Raw genomic sequence first — 17,029 nt, 5'->3', positions numbered from 1 at the left:
ACGCACGGCGAGGTTTCCATGCCCTATTACTTTGCCTATGGCAGCAACATGAACGTGGCCCGGGTCGATGCACGGATCGGCGAAACCCGGCGAGCTATGGCCGGAGTGCTGGAGGATTATCGGCTGAGCTTCGATAAAGCCTCCAGGGTGCCCGGGGTTGCACATGCCAATGTCCATCCGGCCCAGGGGCAGCGGGTCGAGGGGGCGCTCTTCGAGCTGACCCATCCTGACCAGATCACGCTGATGGATCCCTTCGAGGGGCATCCACACGATTACACCCGTGTACGCGAATCGGTGCTCACCGATGAAGGCCTCATCGAGGCGTGGGTGTACGTCGCCCAACCGCAGCGCACCGCCGAGTCGTTGCGGCCGGCGCGAGAGTATCTTGCCCATCTGTTGGCGGGAGAGGCCTTCCTGTCGGCGCAGTATCATGCGCAGCTGGCGCGGGTCGAGGCCGTTGAGGAACTCGACGATGCCAGCCTGGCGGACCTCGGCCTACATCGCCACACGCCACGCTGATATCAGCCAACGCTCACTGACCTTGCTTACTGGATGCTGTTACTGATTGAGCACTTGCGCTGCCCAATCATTTCACTGGCTCCATTTTTTCGTTCAAGGTTCACCGCTCAGGCCCTGGCGCCGATGGCGGGGCGTATTGTCGCAGGCGGGACGGTGAGCCGTTCGGCCTTGCGCCAAGTCAATATTTGCCCCTTTTGCGCTGAGTAGACTCGAGATGTCTTTTCCGGCAGCCATGTCTGCCTCGACATCAAAAGGAAACGAGTCATGCGCCATTCTGTCCTCACTGCCGTTCTCGCCTCTGGCCTGGTCGCTGCCAGCGCTGTCCACTCAAGTGATGCTCTCGCTGCCGGTGTCCAGTATGGCGCCGGGGATATTTTCACTCGATTCGGCGTGGCCAAGGTCACACCGAAGAGTGATAACGGCAGGCTCGTCAACGGTGCCATCGAAGTGGACGTGCAGAGTGACAGTGGGGCCGCCTTCACTCTGGGCTATCGGTTTACCGACAAGCTGGGCGTCGAGCTGCTGGCCGCTCAGCGCTTTGAGCATGACATTGAGCTCAATGGTGCCAATCAGGCCTCCACCAAGCACCTGCCTCCGACCTTGACCCTGCAGTACTACCCGCTGGGTGGCACCGAGGCCCACGTGCAGCCTTATGCCGGGCTGGGCGTCAATTACACTAGGTTCAGCGATGAAAAGGTCGATGGTTCTACCCTGGAGCTCGATGATTCCTGGGGGGCTGCGGGGCAGGTTGGGGTCGATCTGGTGATCGATGATCATTGGGCGCTCAACGCGGCGGCCTGGTATCTGGACATCGATACCGATGCCAAGGTTGGTGGCAGCGATGCCGGCACTGTCGAAATCGATCCGGTGGTATTGATGGCGGGCCTGAGCTATCGCTTTTGAGTCGCCGGCCATTGCCTGCAAGCATCGCTGAATGGCTTGTCTAAACGACGACGCCCGCGTCCTATGGGAAGCGGGCGTCTTGCGTTGGGCACCAGTAGCGTCATGGCATATTAATGGTTGGACATGTCGCTAGCCCCTAAAGCCCACTTGATGGGGTCAGTCGGCGAATGCGGGGTCCAGCGAGGTGCCGCGTCGGCGACTCATGACCAGGCCCAGCAGCAGGCCAACGGCGGCCGGCAGCACCCAGCCGAAACTTGTCTCACCGAGCGGCAGCATGGCTTGCAGGGTGCTCGCTGGTTTCACCAGGGCCTCGATGCCGCTGGCAGCCAGGCCGTCCAATAGGCTCGCGGCGAAGGTCAGGCCCATCGTGCAGGAGAAGACCCGCGGCGCATCCGCCAACTGTCGGCGCAACATCGACAGGGCGATCAGGGCAATGGCCGGTGGATAGAGGGCTACCAGTACCGGCACCGAGACGCGGATCAGGCTCTCCAGCCCCTGATTGGCTACCAGGGCGGCAAAAGCCCCCATAATGATGACCATCACCCGGTAGGGCAGGCGGACAAAGAGACGATGGAAATATTCGCCGCAGGCGGTCAGCAGGCCGACCGCCGTGGTCAGACAGGCCAGAGTGATGATCACCGCCAGCAACACAGGGCCGGTCGGGCCGAATAGCGCCTGCACATAGGTGGGAATCAGTGTGCCATTGTCTGCCCCGGGCGCGACTTCATGGCTGGTAGCGCCCATGTAGGCCAGAGGCAGGTATACCGCGGCCAGGCAGGTGGCGGCGATCACGCCAGTGATCAGGGTGTAGCGCATCAGGGCCCGCCGATCCTCGATGCCGCGTTCGCGGAGGGCGCTGACGATCAGGATGCCGAAGACCAGCGAGGCCAGGGTGTCCATGGTCAGGTAGCCGTTTTCGAAGCCCTGAGCGAAGGGGGCGTCGGCCCAGGTCTCGCTGATTGGCCCCAGCGGTCCTTGAGGAAAGAGCAGGGTGGCGCCGGCAATCATCAGCAGCAGGAATATCAGCAGCGGAGTGATCCATTTGCCGATCACATCTACCAGTCGACCGGGCGATAATGCCAGCAAAGTGGCGAGGCCAAAGAAAAGCACCGAGTGAATGGCCAGGCCGGTGCTGGGAGCCGAGTCGGTGAAGGGCGCCATGCCCATCTCGAAGGCCACGGTGCCGGTGCGAGGAAGCGCAAACAAGGGGCCGATCGACAGGTAGATGCCCAGCCCGAAGAGTGCCGCGGCCGCCTTGGGGAGGGGGGAGGTTAGCCGGTCCAGCCCGCCGCCGACGATGGCCACAGCGACGATGCCCAGCAGTGGCATGCCGACGCCGGTGACTAGAAAGCCGAGTGCCGCGGGCCAGAAGGCAATTCCAGCGCCCTGACCGACTTGCGGCGGGAAGATGATGTTGCCGGCACCGAGGAACAGCGCGAAGGTCATGAAGCCCATCGCGAGCACCTCGAAGCCGGAAAGACGCGTTTTCACGGGGAATACCTGCGAGTTGATAGTGGGAGGTTGGAAAGAACCTGGGGTTTTCGGCGCGGTATTATCGTCGATGCGTCTTCTCGCAGCAAAAAAAACGCCGGGCCAAAGGCCCGGCGCTGGATGCTTCTGTGCTTGGTGATCAGTGGCTGCTCAAAAGCGTGTTGCAGTTTGTCCTTCCTTAGAAGCGCAGGGTGATGCCGCCGCCGATGGTTACAGGGTCGATATCTGCGGTACCGATACCATTGCCATTCAGGCTGGCGTCGGCTTCGACATCGGAATAACTCACCGAACCGTTGAGCAGCAGATAGTCGGTAAGGGCGAGGTCGACGCCGACCTGGCCAATCGCACCCCAGGAATCATCGATATCCAGCCCGCTCAGCTCCTCATCGGAATAGGTGGTGTAATTGACACCGACACCGACGTACGGCTGTACCTTGCCGCCAGTCCCGCCCAGCGGGTAATAGTTCGCCAGCAGGTTGACAGGGGTGCGGTCCACGCTGCCGATGCCAGCTCCACCCAGGCTCAGGTCATGCTCGAAGGGCTCACTGCTGTTGAGCTCGACCCCCACCTTGTCGGTGAACAGGTAGCCAAAGCCATAGGTGAAGCCACTCTCGTCGGATACATCGACGTCGGCTCCAGTGAGCTTGCCGTTATCGGACCTGGGTTCGACCTGGGCGATACCGCCGCGCACGAAAATATCACCTGCCTGGTAGGCCATGGCGCTCTGAGCGGCCATCAAACCGCTGGTGGCGATAACAGCTGCGGACAAAAGAGTAGCCTTGTTCATGTAAGCCTCCTGATTGCTGTTGGTGGATCGACGTTAGCGGCCACTGGCCGATGCCGGTTCCTAGTTGGACAAAAGCAGTATAGGAAACGCTGTTTTCTTTGCATCACAATTTTTCCAATGACGCTGATAGTTCTGATTGCCCCAGGATATGGGGGTTATGAGGTTAATGACCTCTTATTCCAGGTGGTGCCCTGTATAGCAATTGTAAGGTTGTGCGCCGCTATATGGGCGATGTCGATTCGCCAAGTCATCTGAATTGGTCTTGACTGGCTATCAGGGAGATTGCTCGATAACGGTGAGTCGGCAAGGAGGGCATATGAATTCACGCATGTTACGGCACGTTTGGCTGCCCTTTGCCGGCCTGGTGCTATCGTCGGTTATCTCGGTGGCGCTGCTGTGGCGGCCCGAGGCGCTCAGTGATTTGTCCTGGGGATGGCGCTTGCCGATGATACTGCTGGGGCTCTGGGCAATAGGTGCAGGTTTCATGCACGGGGTGGGGGTGACGGTGCCTCGTCGTTGGATGCGTCAGTTGATAGCGGCGCCTGTCTGCTGGTGGGGGCTAGTGATTTTTTCGCTGTTCGTGCTTGGCCGAATGGCAGCGACCTGATGGATGGGGTGGGATCATCAAGTTGGTCAGGCATATGCTGTGGCAGACCAGTTGATCAATGGGTATGACGACACCTCAATAAATGACCTTGGCTGCCTGCAAGCTCGCCAGTTATTGGGTACCGGCTTGGGCTTTTATTAGCCAAAAAGCGCAAATTGAGGAGGGGGCGGTAGAGGCGAGTGGCCACCTGTTGGGGGCAAATGGCCAGGGTCAGGGGGTAATAAAAAGGGCTCCCTGAGGAGCCCTTTCACGACGCTTTTTACTACAGCCTTCGCTACGTTGAGTGCATCATGCGCACCCGGTTAGCGAGTGATGTGCTGGTATTCGCCGGCATCAGCGGTAACGCTGCTCACCACCACAATGGCAATCATGGAAGCGATGAAGCCAGGAATGATCTCGTAGATACCCGGGCCACCCATGAACGAGCCATTCCAGCCCAGGGAAATCCAGATAATGACGGTGAGGGCACCTACCACCATGCCCGCAATGGCGCCAGCGCCGTTAGTACGCTGCCACATCAGCGACAGGATGATCAAAGGACCAAACGCCGAACCAAAACCTGCCCAGGCGTTACTGACCAGCCCCAGAACCTGAGAGTTCGGGTCGGAGGCAATGACGGCAGCAACCAGGCCAACCAGTACCACGCAGATACGACCAATGTTCACACACTCACGGTCGCTGGCTTCCTTGCGCAGGAACAGGCGATAGAAGTCCTCGGTCAGCGAGGAGGAGGACACCAGCAACTGACTGGAGATGGTGCTCATGATCGCCGCCAGCAGCGCCGCATAGAGGAAGCCAGTGATCAGCGGGTGGAACAGCAGGTTAGACAGCACAATGAAGATGGTTTCCGGGTCTTCAATGTTCAGGCCGTTGCGAACCGCATAAGCGCGGCCGAAAATACCCAGGGATACCGCCCCGATCAGGGAAATAGCCATCCAACCCATGCCGATGTTACGGGCAACGGGCACTTCCTTCAGCGTGCGGATCGCCATGAAACGCACGATGATGTGCGGCTGGCCGAAATACCCGAGACCCCAGGTAACCGCGGACAGCCAGCCGATAAAGGTCAGCCCGTTGGTCCAGGAGAGCAGGGTCGGATCGACCTCATTGAGGGTCTGAGAGGCTTGGGCGAAACCGCCGCCGCCTTCGCCAAAGAGCACAACCGCCGGCATGATCACCAGGGCCAGCATCATGATGCAGCCTTGCACGAAGTCCGTCATGCTCACGGCCAGGAAGCCGCCGACCACCGTGTAGGCAAGTACCACGCCCAAGGTGATGACGATACCTACCGCGTAGTCGCTCAAGCCGCCGAAGTTGAAGATCCCGGAAAACGCGCTTTCAAACAGCTTGCCGCCTGCTACCAGGCCTGATGCTGTATAAACCGCGAAGAAAATCACGATGACGATAGCGGATACCGTCCTCAGCGACAGCGCCCGAGTCGGAAACCGGTTGGCCAGGAAAGACGGAATGGTAATCGCGTTGCCATAGTGAACTGTCTGTTCACGAAGGCGGGGTGCGACCAGCGTCCAGTTGAAGAACGCACCAACGAGCAGGCCGATACCGATCCAAGCTGAGCCCAGACCCGATGCAAACAGTGCACCGGGTAGCCCCAGAAGCAACCAACCGCTCATGTCCGACGCACCGGCTGATAGCGCCGCCACCTTCGGACTGAGAGATCGTCCACCCAGCATGTAGTCTTCAGACGAAGACGTGGCTTTGCGCATCGCATAAATGCCGATGGCAACCATGAGCGCAAAGTAAGCAAATAGGCTGATCCAAACACCAATAGCCATGGAACATCTCCAATTTATTATGACGGAACTCGTTCCGACCGGTTAGTGCGTTTACCGTACAGAATCCGGTAGTCGCACGCATTGTTTTTGTAACGCTTTTCTCTTCACCTGCTTCAGGTAGAGCGCGAAGGTAAAGCCGGGGGCTAGGTTTTTTCCATCATGTTGCGTCGTCCTTCTGCAGTTATTGTTGTCCAACGCCGAAAGGGCCCTGCTTCATTTATAGACGATCGACAAGGCCTTTTCGTACGTTTCCGCTATGCGGGGTGTCATCACCCCGCATGGCAGACTACTCAATCCGGGTTATTCATCACCCATCGCGAGTAGCGACGCGTTGCCGCCGAGTGCGGCGGTATTGATGGTCAGCGTCTTCTCTGTGGCGAAACGCAACAGATAGTTCGGTCCACCTGCCTTAGGACCGGTGCCCGAAAGCCCCTGACCACCAAAGGGCTGAACGCCGACTACGGCGCCTATGATATTACGATTTACGTATACATTGCCTACCCGAATCTTCTGCGCGATTTCTTCGGCGAAAGATTCATTGCGGCTATGCACACCAAAGGTCAGGCCGTAGCGGCGATCGTTAATGGATTGAACCACCTTGTCAATCTCGCTGGCCTTATAGCGAACGATATGCAGGATCGGGCCGAATTGTTCACGCTCCAGGGCATCGATGCTGTCGATCTCGAAGGCGACCGGTGCGACGAAAGTGCCCTCGGCGGTATGCGTAGGATCGAGCTTGGTTTCGGCGACCAGGCGGCCTTCACCCTTTAGCTTCTCGATATGCGCCATCAGGCCCTTGCGTGCATCTTCATCGATTACCGGGCCAACATCGGTACCCAGATTGCGCGGATCGCCTACATGCAGTTCGGCCATGGCGCCCTTGAGGATCTCGATGACCCGGTCGGCCACGTCTTCCTGAAGGTAAAGCACGCGTAGCGCGGAGCAACGCTGACCGGCGCTCTGGAAGGCGGACTGCACGACATCGGCCACGACTTGCTCGGGCAGGGCGGTGGAGTCGACGATCATGGCGTTCATGCCACCGGTTTCAGCGATCAGTGTCGGCAGCGCGGCGCCTTCACGGGCGGCCAGCGCACGGTTGATGATCTGCGCGGTGTCGGTGCCGCCGGTGAAGACCACCCCAGTGATGCGCGGATCGCCGCTGAGCACGCTGCCCACGGTGGGACCATCGCCCGGCAGCAGCTGCACGACGTCTCGCGGCATGCCGGCTTCAAAGAGCAGTTCGATAACGCGGTTGGCTGCCAGCGAGGTTTGTTCGGCCGGCTTGGCCAGTACCGGGTTGCCTGCAACGGCTGCGGCAACGACCTGACCGCAGAAGATGGCGATCGGGAAGTTCCAGGGGCTGATGGCGGCAAACACGCCCTTGCCGGACAGCATCAGCTCGTTGGATTCCCCGGTGGGGCCCGGCAGGGTGGTGGCACCCCCGAACAGCTCTTCGGCACGGGTCGCGTAGTAGCGGCAGAAGTCGACCGCCTCGCGGATCTCGTCGACGCCATCGGTCAACAGTTTGCCACCTTCGCGGGAGCACAGCGCCATCAGCTCGGCGAGGTTTTCTTCCATCAGGTCGCCCAGGCGGCGAATGATGGCGGCACGCTCGGCAACTGGGGTGTTCTCCCAACGCGGGAAGGCAGCCCAGGCGGCATCCACGGCCTTGGACGCCTGTTCCTTGCTGGTCCACTGCACGCTGCCCACCTTGACCTTGCGGTCGAACGGGCAGAGGACGTCATGGCGAGCACTGCTGTCATCGGCAACATCGAAGGCCAGGAGCGGTTTAGCGGTGTACTCCTTGTCCATGAATGTCGCCATCTCATCCATGAGCGGCTGGTACTGGCTATTGATGTTCAAGTTCACTCCCTTCGAGTTCACGCGGTTAGGGCCATAGATATCCTTGGGCAAAGGAATTCGGTTGTTCGCGTAAGTCTTGTACTGCTTGAGCGTCTCTACCGGGTGCACACAAAGCGACTCGACCGGGACACGCGGGTCCACCAGCTGGTGAACGAAGGAGGAGTTGGCCCCGTTCTCGAGCAGTCGGCGAACCAGATAAGGCAATAGATCCTTGTGCGCCCCTACCGGCGCATAGATACGGCAGTAAGTGCCTTGTGGTGCACGCTTGAGGGCCGCGTCGTAGAGCGCCTCGCCCATGCCGTGCAGGCGCTGGAACTCGAAGGGCCGGCCGGCGTTGTTGGCCAGTTCAAGAATGGTGCTGATGGTATGCGCGTTATGGGTCGCGAACTGCGGGAAGATGCGTCCGCGGGTGCTTTCCGACAGCAGGAAGTTGGCACAGACCAGGTAGGCAACATCAGTGCTGGCTTTGCGGGTATAGACCGGATAGCCATCGACGCCGATCTGCTGGCATTCCTTGACTTCGGTATCCCAGTAGGCGCCCTTGACCAGTCGCATCGGGATTTCGTCGCCCTGCTGGTCGGCCAGGCGATTGATGTAATGCAGCACCGGCAGGGCACGCTTGGCGTACGCCTGTACGACCAGCCCGAAGTGGCCCCAGCCACGGCAGGTATCGCTTTCATAGACGGCGCGGAAGACTTCCAGCGACAGCTCCAGGCGATCGACTTCTTCGGCGTCGATGGTCATGGCCACATCGCGATCGCGGGCCATTGCCGCCAGTTCGCACACGGTGCCGACCAGCTCTTCGAGGATCTGCTCGCGACGGCCGAATTCATAGCGCGGATGCAGCGCCGAGAGCTTGATGGAAATCGACGGTGAGGGTGTCTTGGACGACAGGTTCTTGCTGGTCTTGCCCACACTCTTGATGGCGTCGGCATAGGAATCGAAATAGCGCTTGGCGTCTTCGCGAGTCCGAGCCGCCTCACCGAGCATGTCGTAGGAGTAGGTATAGCCTTTATCGAAAAGCGGCTTGGAGCGCTTGAGTGCCTCTTCGATGTCGCGGCCGAGCACGAACTGCTTGCCCATGATCTTCATCGCTTCGTACATGGCGCGACGAATGACCGGCTCCCCCATGCGATTGACGAGCTTATTGATGAAGTGGGCGGGCTTGCCTTCTTTGGGCTTGTCCAGGTTGATGACGCGACCGGTCATCAAAAGGCCCCAGGTTGAGGCATTGACGAACCACGACTCACTCTTGCCGACGTGGGCCTTCCAGTCTGCCGGGCCAAGCTTGTCTTCGATCAGGGCGTCTGCAGTGGCCTTATCCGGAATGCGCAGCATGGCCTCGGCGAGGCACATCAACATCAGGCCTTCATTGGTATCCAGGCTGTACTGTTGGAGCAGCTCATCGATGGAATCTACTGCTGTATCCATTTCCCGGACTTCGCGCACCAGTTCGGCCGCCTGGTTTGCTGTCCGCTTGAATTCTGCTTCGTCGGCGGACAGGAAGTCGACGAGTTCACCTACGAAGGTTTCTTCATCCACGACGTAATGATCGCTGATACGGGCAAACAGCGTATCCAGGTCCTGCTTCCAAATGGTGCTATCCAGCATGTTGTTAGCATCTAGCATTATGAATACCCCATGACAATGCGTGACCGGGCGACATTGCCGACATGACGTCAGTGGCCTGCGGCGGTGGCAGGAACCCGGCTGGTGAAGCGTGGCCCAGGAAACGTCAGGGCAGGCGCGAACTGCCCGTCGTCGTTTCATGACTGGATGAATGTAGTGATGCTCGCGGCTTGCGTCTTGCGAATTTCCCGGCTTGATTTGTCAAAAAACCGGAAAGATGACGAGAGTAAGTCAGTATTTAGACTTTTGGGTAACGTCTTAACGAGCGTTCTTAAGAATGGTTGGCTGCGTAGGCCGACGCAAGGCGCTGGGGGGGTGGCCGAAGCTGCGGCGGAAGGCGTGTGACAGCGAGCTTTGTGAAGAAAAGCCAGTCTGATCAGCAATTTCCGACAAGGGGAGCCGCGTTGAAAGGAGTAGATGCTGGACCGTGCGCAGGCGCTTATTCAGCAGATATTGATAAGGAGTTACGCCTGCCTGCTGGCGAAAGCAGTCCGTGAAATGGGCCTCACTCAAGCAGGCATATCTTGCCAAATCGGCAACGCTGAGACGTTGTGACAAATGCTGCTGAATATAGCGGTCCAACGAGGCCAGGTTGATGCGCTGTTGCCCGTTGGGCACTTCTTGAGCAGGCTGCAGGCGCACGCTCAGGCAGGATAGAAAGGTGGTCGCCATCAGTTCGTGATGCACCAGCGGCTGTGGCGCCCCGTCTACCCTATGGCTGAGTTCTTGCACCAGGAAGTCGAGGTAGCGGGTGAGCGATGCATCCAACGAGAAGAACAGTGGCGCGTCGAACAGCCTCGCAAACTCATGGTGCTGGCCTGCCAGGGGGAAAGCGTCGGATGGCAGGTTCATGATCAGGTGGCGATTGATTCCCACCCCTTCGTAGTAATGCACGTGATTGGCCGGCACGATGCATCCCGAGAGAGGGGCAATCGACCCTCCCAAGCCTTCGATCTCGAACTCGGCATTACCATCCACCCCAATCACGATCTGATGGTAGTCATGATCATGGTGTTTGGTCGTGGTATCGAGCGGGAAAAGATGAAGGGCGCTGGGCATTGGTTTGCCTCTCCCGGCACATTAAACCAGATAGGCGGCCATTGTACGCCGCTGCAAATCGAAAGACAGCGGCCTGAGCCTTACTGTGGGCGCTCGCGTGTCTCGCGTAGCGCCGTTCTGGAAGCGAGGTGGTCGCGTAGCGCCTGAAGGTCTTCGCGCCCACTTCGGGAAAACAGCGACCCACCCTGAGCGGCCTGCCAGGGGCGACCGTGCTCATCCATCAGATGCTGGGCGCGGCGGCGAACACCTTCGAGGAATTCATCATGACGCACCGGATAGCCAATCACGGTATGCCATTCCGTTTCGCTGAGAGTGCCGCTGAGCGCCTTGTCGAAGAGCGCAATGAGATCATGCGCCTCCGTTCGGTAGCGCGGCGTGCGCGTTAGCATCATGACACCGACCATGCTGCCGATGACCAGGAAGCAAACAGCAAAGATCAGCAGAAAGGTAGTCATGCGAGAGACTCACAGGTAGGAAAAGACAATCAGATACTGGGCGATGTGAAGCGGCTAAGGCAGGTATGCGGGTTATAGAGCATTTACCGGCCCCTGTTGGTGGGCTGTCTGTCACTATCACTTGCGGCTCTACCCGGCATTACGCAAGTCCTTGCCGGCAGTGCCCAAACCTGACTGTACCTTACCATGGCTCGGCGGCCCTATAGTAGAGGAGCAGGAGCAGGAGCAGGAGCAGGAGAGCAGAGGGCGCAGGCTACCCCCACAGGGCTTGCGTTACCTGATCAAGAATCTGCCCTCGGTCTCCTGCGTTACTCGGTAGAGAAGGGGTGGTGAATAGTGCCATTCTTGCCCAGTAGCCGATGTGGGCAGGTCAGAAGGAGTCGGAGCCGTGAGCTTTCTTGAGCAGCATGACGCCAATACACAAGGCCGCGACTTCTTTGTTGGCGATATTCATGGCCAGTACGACCTGCTGATGAAAGCCATGGCCAGCGTGGCATTCGACAGAGACCGGGATCGCTTATTCAGCGTAGGGGACCTGATCGATCGAGGTGCACAATCGTTAGATTGCCTGTCTTTGCCGTTCGAACCCTGGTTTTTCGGCGTGCGCGGCAATCACGAGATGCTGGCCTACGATGCCCTGTTCAGCACCGCCGGGGAGGAGTGGCGAAAACGCGAGTTGTGGATGGTCAACGGCGGCAGCTGGGTGCAGAGGGAAGACCTCAACGAGGTGAAGATGGTGCTCAAGGAGGCCATGCGCCATCTGCCCTACGCCCGAGAAGTCAGCGTCGCCGGTAAGCGTATCGGCATCGTGCATGCCGAACCGCCTGACGACTGGTCACGTCTCGAGCTTGAAGACAACGACGCCGGCCACGAGCGGCTTGTTTGGCGCCGTTCGCGCATCAAGGCAGGGGACACAACACCCGTCGACGGTATCGATGCCGTCGTGGTCGGGCACAGCATCGTTAGTGCCCTGACCACCCTTGGCAATGTTCACTATATCGACACCGGCGCCTTTATGACCGGCCGCCTGACAGTGATCGAGGCGCGGGAGGTGGTGACGTGAACTGGCGTCAACCCATACGCCGACATTATTGGTCCGCAAACCCCGCATGAGCCAGAGCGGCTTGTTGTGTAAAATCCTATCGAATGGGAAGGGCGGGAACAGGTCGCAATGAATGCTGGCCCCTATGCCTGGCCCCTAGGGTGACTGCCGATAATGGCGACAGGGCTCGTCCGCAGGGGCAGTCAATCAATGATGCAGCGAAGGCCGATTGGGCTGCGGTGATTTTGATAGAGAAGCATAAATCATTTCTCACGATCTGGACTACCAATCACTATTAGTTCTTGTAACAGCCAGGGGTTAGCCCGCTAGGCTGGACGAATTCCCGATGGCGCAAGGATGCTGCTCAGTGGTCAGCCAATTCATATCAAGCTACCTTTCATTTGCATTTTCTCGTGGATGTGTCCGCGATAGTCAGCAGTTGTCAGCTTCCGACCCGAAGCTGACATGCCGGCAAAGGCCAGCCGCTGTTGTTACAGAAGCGCTAGGTGCGCCTGGCTGTCAAAGCGTCGCCGTGCTCGGCACCTTTTGCAGGGGGCAGCAGTTGCTGGAAGGGCTTGTCGCGGCGGAAGGATAGCGCCATAGTCGCTCATGCTCAGACACAGCAGGCTCAGGTAGCTCTTGACCACGTCGCTGGTGCGCATGCACAGGTGGTGGGGAAGCGGCTATCGATGCTGTCGACACCGGTGATCTGAAAGAGCCGCCGAATAGTACCGTCTGGGCGAATGGCGATATCCACTATATTACTATGCAGGCCAGGGAGTTAGATGCATTCCAGGGGCGGTCTCCCGGATTCAGGTACAGGGGAAGGTAAATCGAATTACACTATGCTGTTGCACAGCAGGTATAAATGGTTTGTCCGGATGATTCTTGCGGGGCTGCTATTAGGAGCAGGTCATGAACAAAACGAAAATCATTGGTTCTATTTTTTTGACGCTGGGTCTGACGGGCAATGCTCTCGCAGAGAATGGCTTTTATGGTGGAGCAGGCATCGGGCAGGCAACTATCGATGCGTGTGATGGTGTAACCAGTTGCGACGATAATGATACCAGCTGGAAGATCTTCGGCGGTTGGGAGATGAATTCGAATATCGCCTTCGAGGCCGCCTGGGTAGATTTTGGTGAGATCAGTGGATCCGTAGGCGGTTCGGCAGTCAGCGCCGAAGCGGACGGCTGGACACTCGCCGCGAAAGGCATTCTGCCACTCAACGAGCAGTTCGGCGTCTTCGGCAAGTTCGGCACGATTATGTGGGATGTTAAAGGGGGCGGTGCTGCATCCGGTACTGACGACGATGGCACTGACCTCATGTATGGCCTCGGCGGTCAATATATGTTCACTGACCAGCTCGGTATTGTCGGTGAGTGGGAGTGGTATGATATTGACAATGACATTGATCTGTTTTCCATCGGTGCATTGTTCAAGTTCTAAACTGCTCGGTCACGCACCGTATAGGAGGGGAAGTTGCCTTCCCCTTCCTCTCATATCACCGGACAAGAGTGACATCTGAAATCAGCACCTGCCATTTCCGGCGTCGGGTTCTGGGAAACTTTTACTGTCGCCTTGTCACGCAATGTAGTTGGCAGTCATTGATCCAGTACTTCCATAAGTAAGCTCACATCATTTATCTTTAAATCAACACGTCCTTACGACGCCCGATGGCTCAAGCGTTATATCAGCGTCGTCTTAAAGCCAACTCTTGGCCGAGACCTTCCAAAGAGAGCTGCCTTAGCGCTGGACAATATCCACTCTTGAGTGGCTTGTGTGTAGCTAGGCGAGTGTTACGCCGGCCTCTCGGCGGGGCATTTCGCTTTGACGCAGGCGGGGCAGACGGCAAATCGCTGGGCTCATAATCCAGAGATACCAGGTTCGACTCCCTAGCCTGCTACCACTACTACGCCCTGGCCATGTGCCGAGGCGTTGGTGTTTATGGCGCCTCACTCGTTCCCCTGCGCTCAGTCCTCTAGCCGGTAAGGCGGCCACACTGAGCGAATGCGACGGGCTGGGTCGAATACTCGTGTTACCCGATACGCCCACTTTCTCAGCTAGTGCGTCGCCACTTTTCGTGTCCATGGTATTTCGTGACCACCACGCCAAACCCTGCCCGTCGGGCTACATTGTATTTTTGAGTGCAGATCAAGGCCTGTCATGAGGCACCGGCACGATCAGCATTGGCTTTAATCCGCTGCGCAGGTGGCCATGATGCTAGAGAGCGTATTTGCCCAGATCGGGATGGTCCTCGGCCTCGCCGTATTGGGAGGTGTGCTTGCGCAGTGGCTGCGCCAGCCTTTGATCGTCGCCTTCATTGGCGTGGGCATCCTGCTCGGGCCCTCTGGCCTAAGCCTTGTAGATCAGCGCACTGAGATCGAGCTGTTTGCCCGGCTCGGCATCGCGCTACTGCTGTTCGTAGTGGGGCTCAAGCTCGACCTGCATATCATTCGCACCGTGGGGCCGGTGGCGCTCGCCTCTGGCCTGGGGCAGGTGGTCTTCACCTCGGCGCTGGGCTATGTCATCGCCCTTTGGCTCGGCATGTCGCCGGTGACCGCTCTCTATGTGGCCGTTGCTCTAACATTCTCTAGCACCATCATCATCGTGAAGCTGCTATCCGATAAACGGGAGGTGGATGCTCTGCACGGGCGGATTGCGGTCGGCTTCTTGATCGTGCAGGACATTGTGGTGGTTCTGGTGATGATCGGCCTGACCGCCTACGGGCAGGCCGGCGGAGACGTCAACATGGGCTGGGAGGCCCTGAGGGTTCTGCTAACGGGGGCCGCCATGCTGGTGGGGCTGGCCCTGCTGATGCGCTACGTCCTGCCGAGGCTTCTCCATCGGCTGGCCCATTCTTCGGAGCTGCTGATGCTCTTCGCCATCGCTTGGGCGGTCATCGGTGCGATGAGTGGCGAGGCCCTCGGTTTCAGTAAGGAGGTGGGGGCCTTCCTCGCCGGGGTGTCCATCGCCTCGACCCCTTACCGTGAACAGGTGGCCTCTCGTCTGGTGAGCCTTCGCGATTTCCTGCTGCTGTTCTTCTTCATCGAGTTGGGGGCGACCCTGGACCTCGGGATGCTTGGCGCACAGCTCGGTGCCTCGATAACCCTTTCCCTCTTCGTGCTGATCGGCAATCCGCTGATCGTCATGGCTATCATGGGCTATATGGGCTATCGCAAGCGTACGGGCTTTCTCGCCGGCCTCACGGTGGCTCAGATCAGTGAGTTCTCTCTGATCCTGGCGGCGATGGGCCTGGCGCTAGGGCACCTGCAGGAAGAGACGGTGGGTCTGATCACCCTCGTGGGTCTGATCACCATTAGCGTATCCACTTACATGATTCTCTACTCGCATGTTCTCTACGAGTGGCTAGCGCCGCGGCTGTCGACCTTCGAACGCCGGGTGGCGCATCGGGAACTCGACAGCCTGGAGGAGGACAATAATGAAGTGGATGTCCTGCTGGTCGGGTTGGGGCGCTACGGCGCGGCTCTTGCGGCAGAGCTCAGAGCGCGAGGCTGTCGCCTGCTGGCGGTGGACTTCGACCCCACTGCCGTTCAGCAACATGCCCGCGATCATTACCGGGTTTGCTACGGAGATGCCGAGGATCCGGAGTTTCTGGCGACCTTGCCGCTGCACCAGGCGAGCTGGGTGGTCAGCACCCTGAGGGACTCCGCGATCAACCGCATGCTCTTGCACGGCCTTCGTCAGCAGGGCTTCACGGGCAAGGTTGCGATCGCCGTTTCCCATATTCGGGATGCCCAAAGATTCGAGCAAGGTGGCGTGGATCTGATGCTAGTGCCCTACGCAGACGCCGCAAGGGAAGCAGCCATCCGGCTGATGACGGCCGAACCTCGAGGAGGGAAGAGCGCATGAAAGGTTTCAGGAACATTCTCTATGTCATCGACCCTGCGGTCACTCAAGAGACGGGGCTTGCCCGGGCGTTTTCTCTGGCTGAGAACAACCAGGCGACGCTGACCCTCATCAACGTCATCCCCGAGGAGATGCTGGACCTGTCCCTGGCGCCTGGGGAGCCATCAGCACACGAGTTCAGGGACGCAGTGACAGCAGAGCGCCGGGCCTTGATCGAGTCGCTGATCGCTCCCTATATCGACAAGGCCGACTGGCATATCGCGTTGCTGACCGGGATCACATTCATCGAGGTCATTCGTGCCGTCTTACGGGATCACCATGATCTCGTGATCAAGACGGCGGAAAATCCGGAATGGAGCCGGTTGCTGTTTGGCAGCGATGACATGCACCTGATGCGCAAGTGTCCTTGTCCGGTCTGGCTGATGAAGCCAGAGGAAACGACCAGCTATCGGCGCATCGTCGCGGCCGTCGATATCGACGTTTATCAAGCCGAACCCGAAGAACAAGCGCTGAACGATAGCATCTTGGATGTTGCTAGCTCTCTGGCACTGTCGGAGTTCGCTGAGCTTCATCTTGTGCATGCCTGGGATGCGCCCGAAGCCGGTTTCGTGAGCATCTGGTCCAACGATCCTGACAAGATGGAGCGACACTTGCTGGAGGGTGAGTATCATCGTCACAAGGCCGGGATGGACAGACTGTCGCATCGGCTTCGTGAGCGCATCGGTCTGGAAACCCATGAGTACCTGTCTCCCCGGGTCCACATGCCCATGGGGCAGGCACGCAAGCAGCTTCCTCAACTGGTCGATAGGCTGGAGGCGGACCTGGTGGTAATGGGAACGGTGGTCAGGACCGGGATTCCTGGCTTCATCATCGGCAACACGGCTGAGGCGGTGCTCTATCAACTGAAGTGTTCGGTGCTGGCGCTGAAGCCGCAGGGCTTCGTCTCACCGGTCACCCTGACGTGACCAAAGCCTGATCCAATCCAAGTGTCACCCCCCGATGGAAAAGCGAGCG

General features: G+C 58.8%; 13 protein-coding genes and 1 pseudogene. 7 read left to right on the top strand and 7 right to left on the bottom strand.

Features of this window, described 5'->3' with window-relative positions; all coding sequences use genetic code 11:
• Positions 1–18: 18 nt before the first annotated feature.
• Together HUS66_RS11710 and HUS66_RS11705 are read left to right on the top strand one after the other, a co-directional pair.
• A complete protein-coding gene (locus HUS66_RS11710) occupies positions 19–519 on the top strand; it encodes a gamma-glutamylcyclotransferase family protein (RefSeq protein ID WP_175071088.1) in 501 nt (166 codons plus the stop codon).
• A gap of 264 nt (positions 520–783) precedes the next feature.
• Entirely contained in the window at positions 784–1,422 is a 639-nt protein-coding gene (locus tag HUS66_RS11705; protein ID WP_175071087.1) for an OmpW/AlkL family protein, read from the top strand.
• Positions 1,423–1,578: 156 nt separating this feature from the next.
• Here the strand turns inward: HUS66_RS11705 and brnQ are convergent, their stop codons facing one another.
• Together brnQ and HUS66_RS11695 are read right to left on the bottom strand one after the other, a co-directional pair.
• Positions 1,579–2,913 carry a branched-chain amino acid transport system II carrier protein gene (brnQ, locus tag HUS66_RS11700; RefSeq protein ID WP_217487998.1) on the bottom strand — a complete coding sequence of 445 codons (1,335 nt, stop codon included), beginning with the start codon at positions 2,911–2,913 and terminating at the stop codon, positions 1,579–1,581.
• Positions 2,914–3,091: 178 nt separating this feature from the next.
• Complete coding sequence (locus HUS66_RS11695; RefSeq protein ID WP_175071086.1) at positions 3,092–3,700, bottom strand: OmpW/AlkL family protein; 609 nt, start codon at positions 3,698–3,700, stop codon at positions 3,092–3,094.
• Positions 3,701–4,016: 316 nt separating this feature from the next.
• On the opposite strand from HUS66_RS11695, the gene HUS66_RS11690 reads away from it, so the two are divergent.
• A complete protein-coding gene (locus HUS66_RS11690; RefSeq protein ID WP_175071085.1) occupies positions 4,017–4,307 on the top strand; it encodes a cyd operon YbgE family protein in 291 nt (96 codons plus the stop codon).
• Between the two features lie 302 nt (positions 4,308–4,609).
• Here the strand turns inward: HUS66_RS11690 and putP are convergent, their stop codons facing one another.
• The 4 genes from putP to HUS66_RS11670 all read right to left on the bottom strand — a co-directional run bounded on the left by putP (position 4,610) and on the right by HUS66_RS11670 (position 11,106).
• The gene (gene putP / locus HUS66_RS11685; protein ID WP_175071084.1) at positions 4,610–6,100 is read right to left on the bottom strand and encodes a sodium/proline symporter PutP; all 1,491 of its coding nucleotides are present in this window, start codon (positions 6,098–6,100) and stop codon (positions 4,610–4,612) included.
• A 300-nt stretch (positions 6,101–6,400) separates the two neighbouring features.
• A complete protein-coding gene (gene putA, locus HUS66_RS11680) occupies positions 6,401–9,592 on the bottom strand; it encodes a bifunctional proline dehydrogenase/L-glutamate gamma-semialdehyde dehydrogenase PutA (protein WP_175071083.1) in 3,192 nt (1,063 codons plus the stop codon).
• A gap of 258 nt (positions 9,593–9,850) precedes the next feature.
• Positions 9,851–10,651, bottom strand: coding sequence for a helix-turn-helix domain-containing protein (locus HUS66_RS11675; protein ID WP_175071082.1), 801 nt, complete (start codon positions 10,649–10,651; stop codon positions 9,851–9,853).
• An 80-nt stretch (positions 10,652–10,731) separates the two neighbouring features.
• Positions 10,732–11,106 (bottom strand): hypothetical protein, encoded by a 375-nt coding sequence (locus tag HUS66_RS11670; protein ID WP_175071081.1) that lies wholly within the window; start codon positions 11,104–11,106, stop codon positions 10,732–10,734.
• Between the two features lie 388 nt (positions 11,107–11,494).
• Between HUS66_RS11670 and HUS66_RS11665 the strand changes: the two genes are divergently transcribed.
• A complete protein-coding gene (locus tag HUS66_RS11665; protein WP_282848726.1) occupies positions 11,495–12,169 on the top strand; it encodes a metallophosphoesterase in 675 nt (224 codons plus the stop codon).
• Positions 12,170–12,670: 501 nt separating this feature from the next.
• Here the strand turns inward: HUS66_RS11665 and HUS66_RS18125 are convergent.
• Positions 12,671–12,863, bottom strand: a pseudogene (locus HUS66_RS18125) (IS1380 family transposase); the annotation flags it as partial.
• Positions 12,864–13,063: 200 nt separating this feature from the next.
• Between HUS66_RS18125 and HUS66_RS11660 the strand changes: the two are divergent.
• The 3 genes from HUS66_RS11660 to HUS66_RS11650 all read left to right on the top strand — a co-directional run bounded on the left by HUS66_RS11660 (position 13,064) and on the right by HUS66_RS11650 (position 16,980).
• Complete coding sequence (locus tag HUS66_RS11660) at positions 13,064–13,594, top strand: outer membrane beta-barrel protein (RefSeq protein ID WP_175071080.1); 531 nt, start codon at positions 13,064–13,066, stop codon at positions 13,592–13,594.
• A 768-nt stretch (positions 13,595–14,362) separates the two neighbouring features.
• Positions 14,363–16,018, top strand: coding sequence for a cation:proton antiporter (locus tag HUS66_RS11655; RefSeq protein ID WP_254628804.1), 1,656 nt, complete (start codon positions 14,363–14,365; stop codon positions 16,016–16,018).
• Positions 16,015–16,980, top strand: coding sequence for a universal stress protein (locus HUS66_RS11650; RefSeq protein WP_175071079.1), 966 nt, complete (start codon positions 16,015–16,017; stop codon positions 16,978–16,980). Before HUS66_RS11655 ends, HUS66_RS11650 begins: the two co-directional genes overlap by 4 nt.
• Positions 16,981–17,029 lie beyond the last annotated feature (49 nt).

The sequence above is a fragment of the Onishia taeanensis genome (assembly GCF_013349955.1).
Taxonomy (GTDB): domain Bacteria; phylum Pseudomonadota; class Gammaproteobacteria; order Pseudomonadales; family Halomonadaceae; genus Onishia; species Onishia taeanensis_B.
This window is presented reverse-complemented; position numbering and strand designations above follow the sequence as displayed.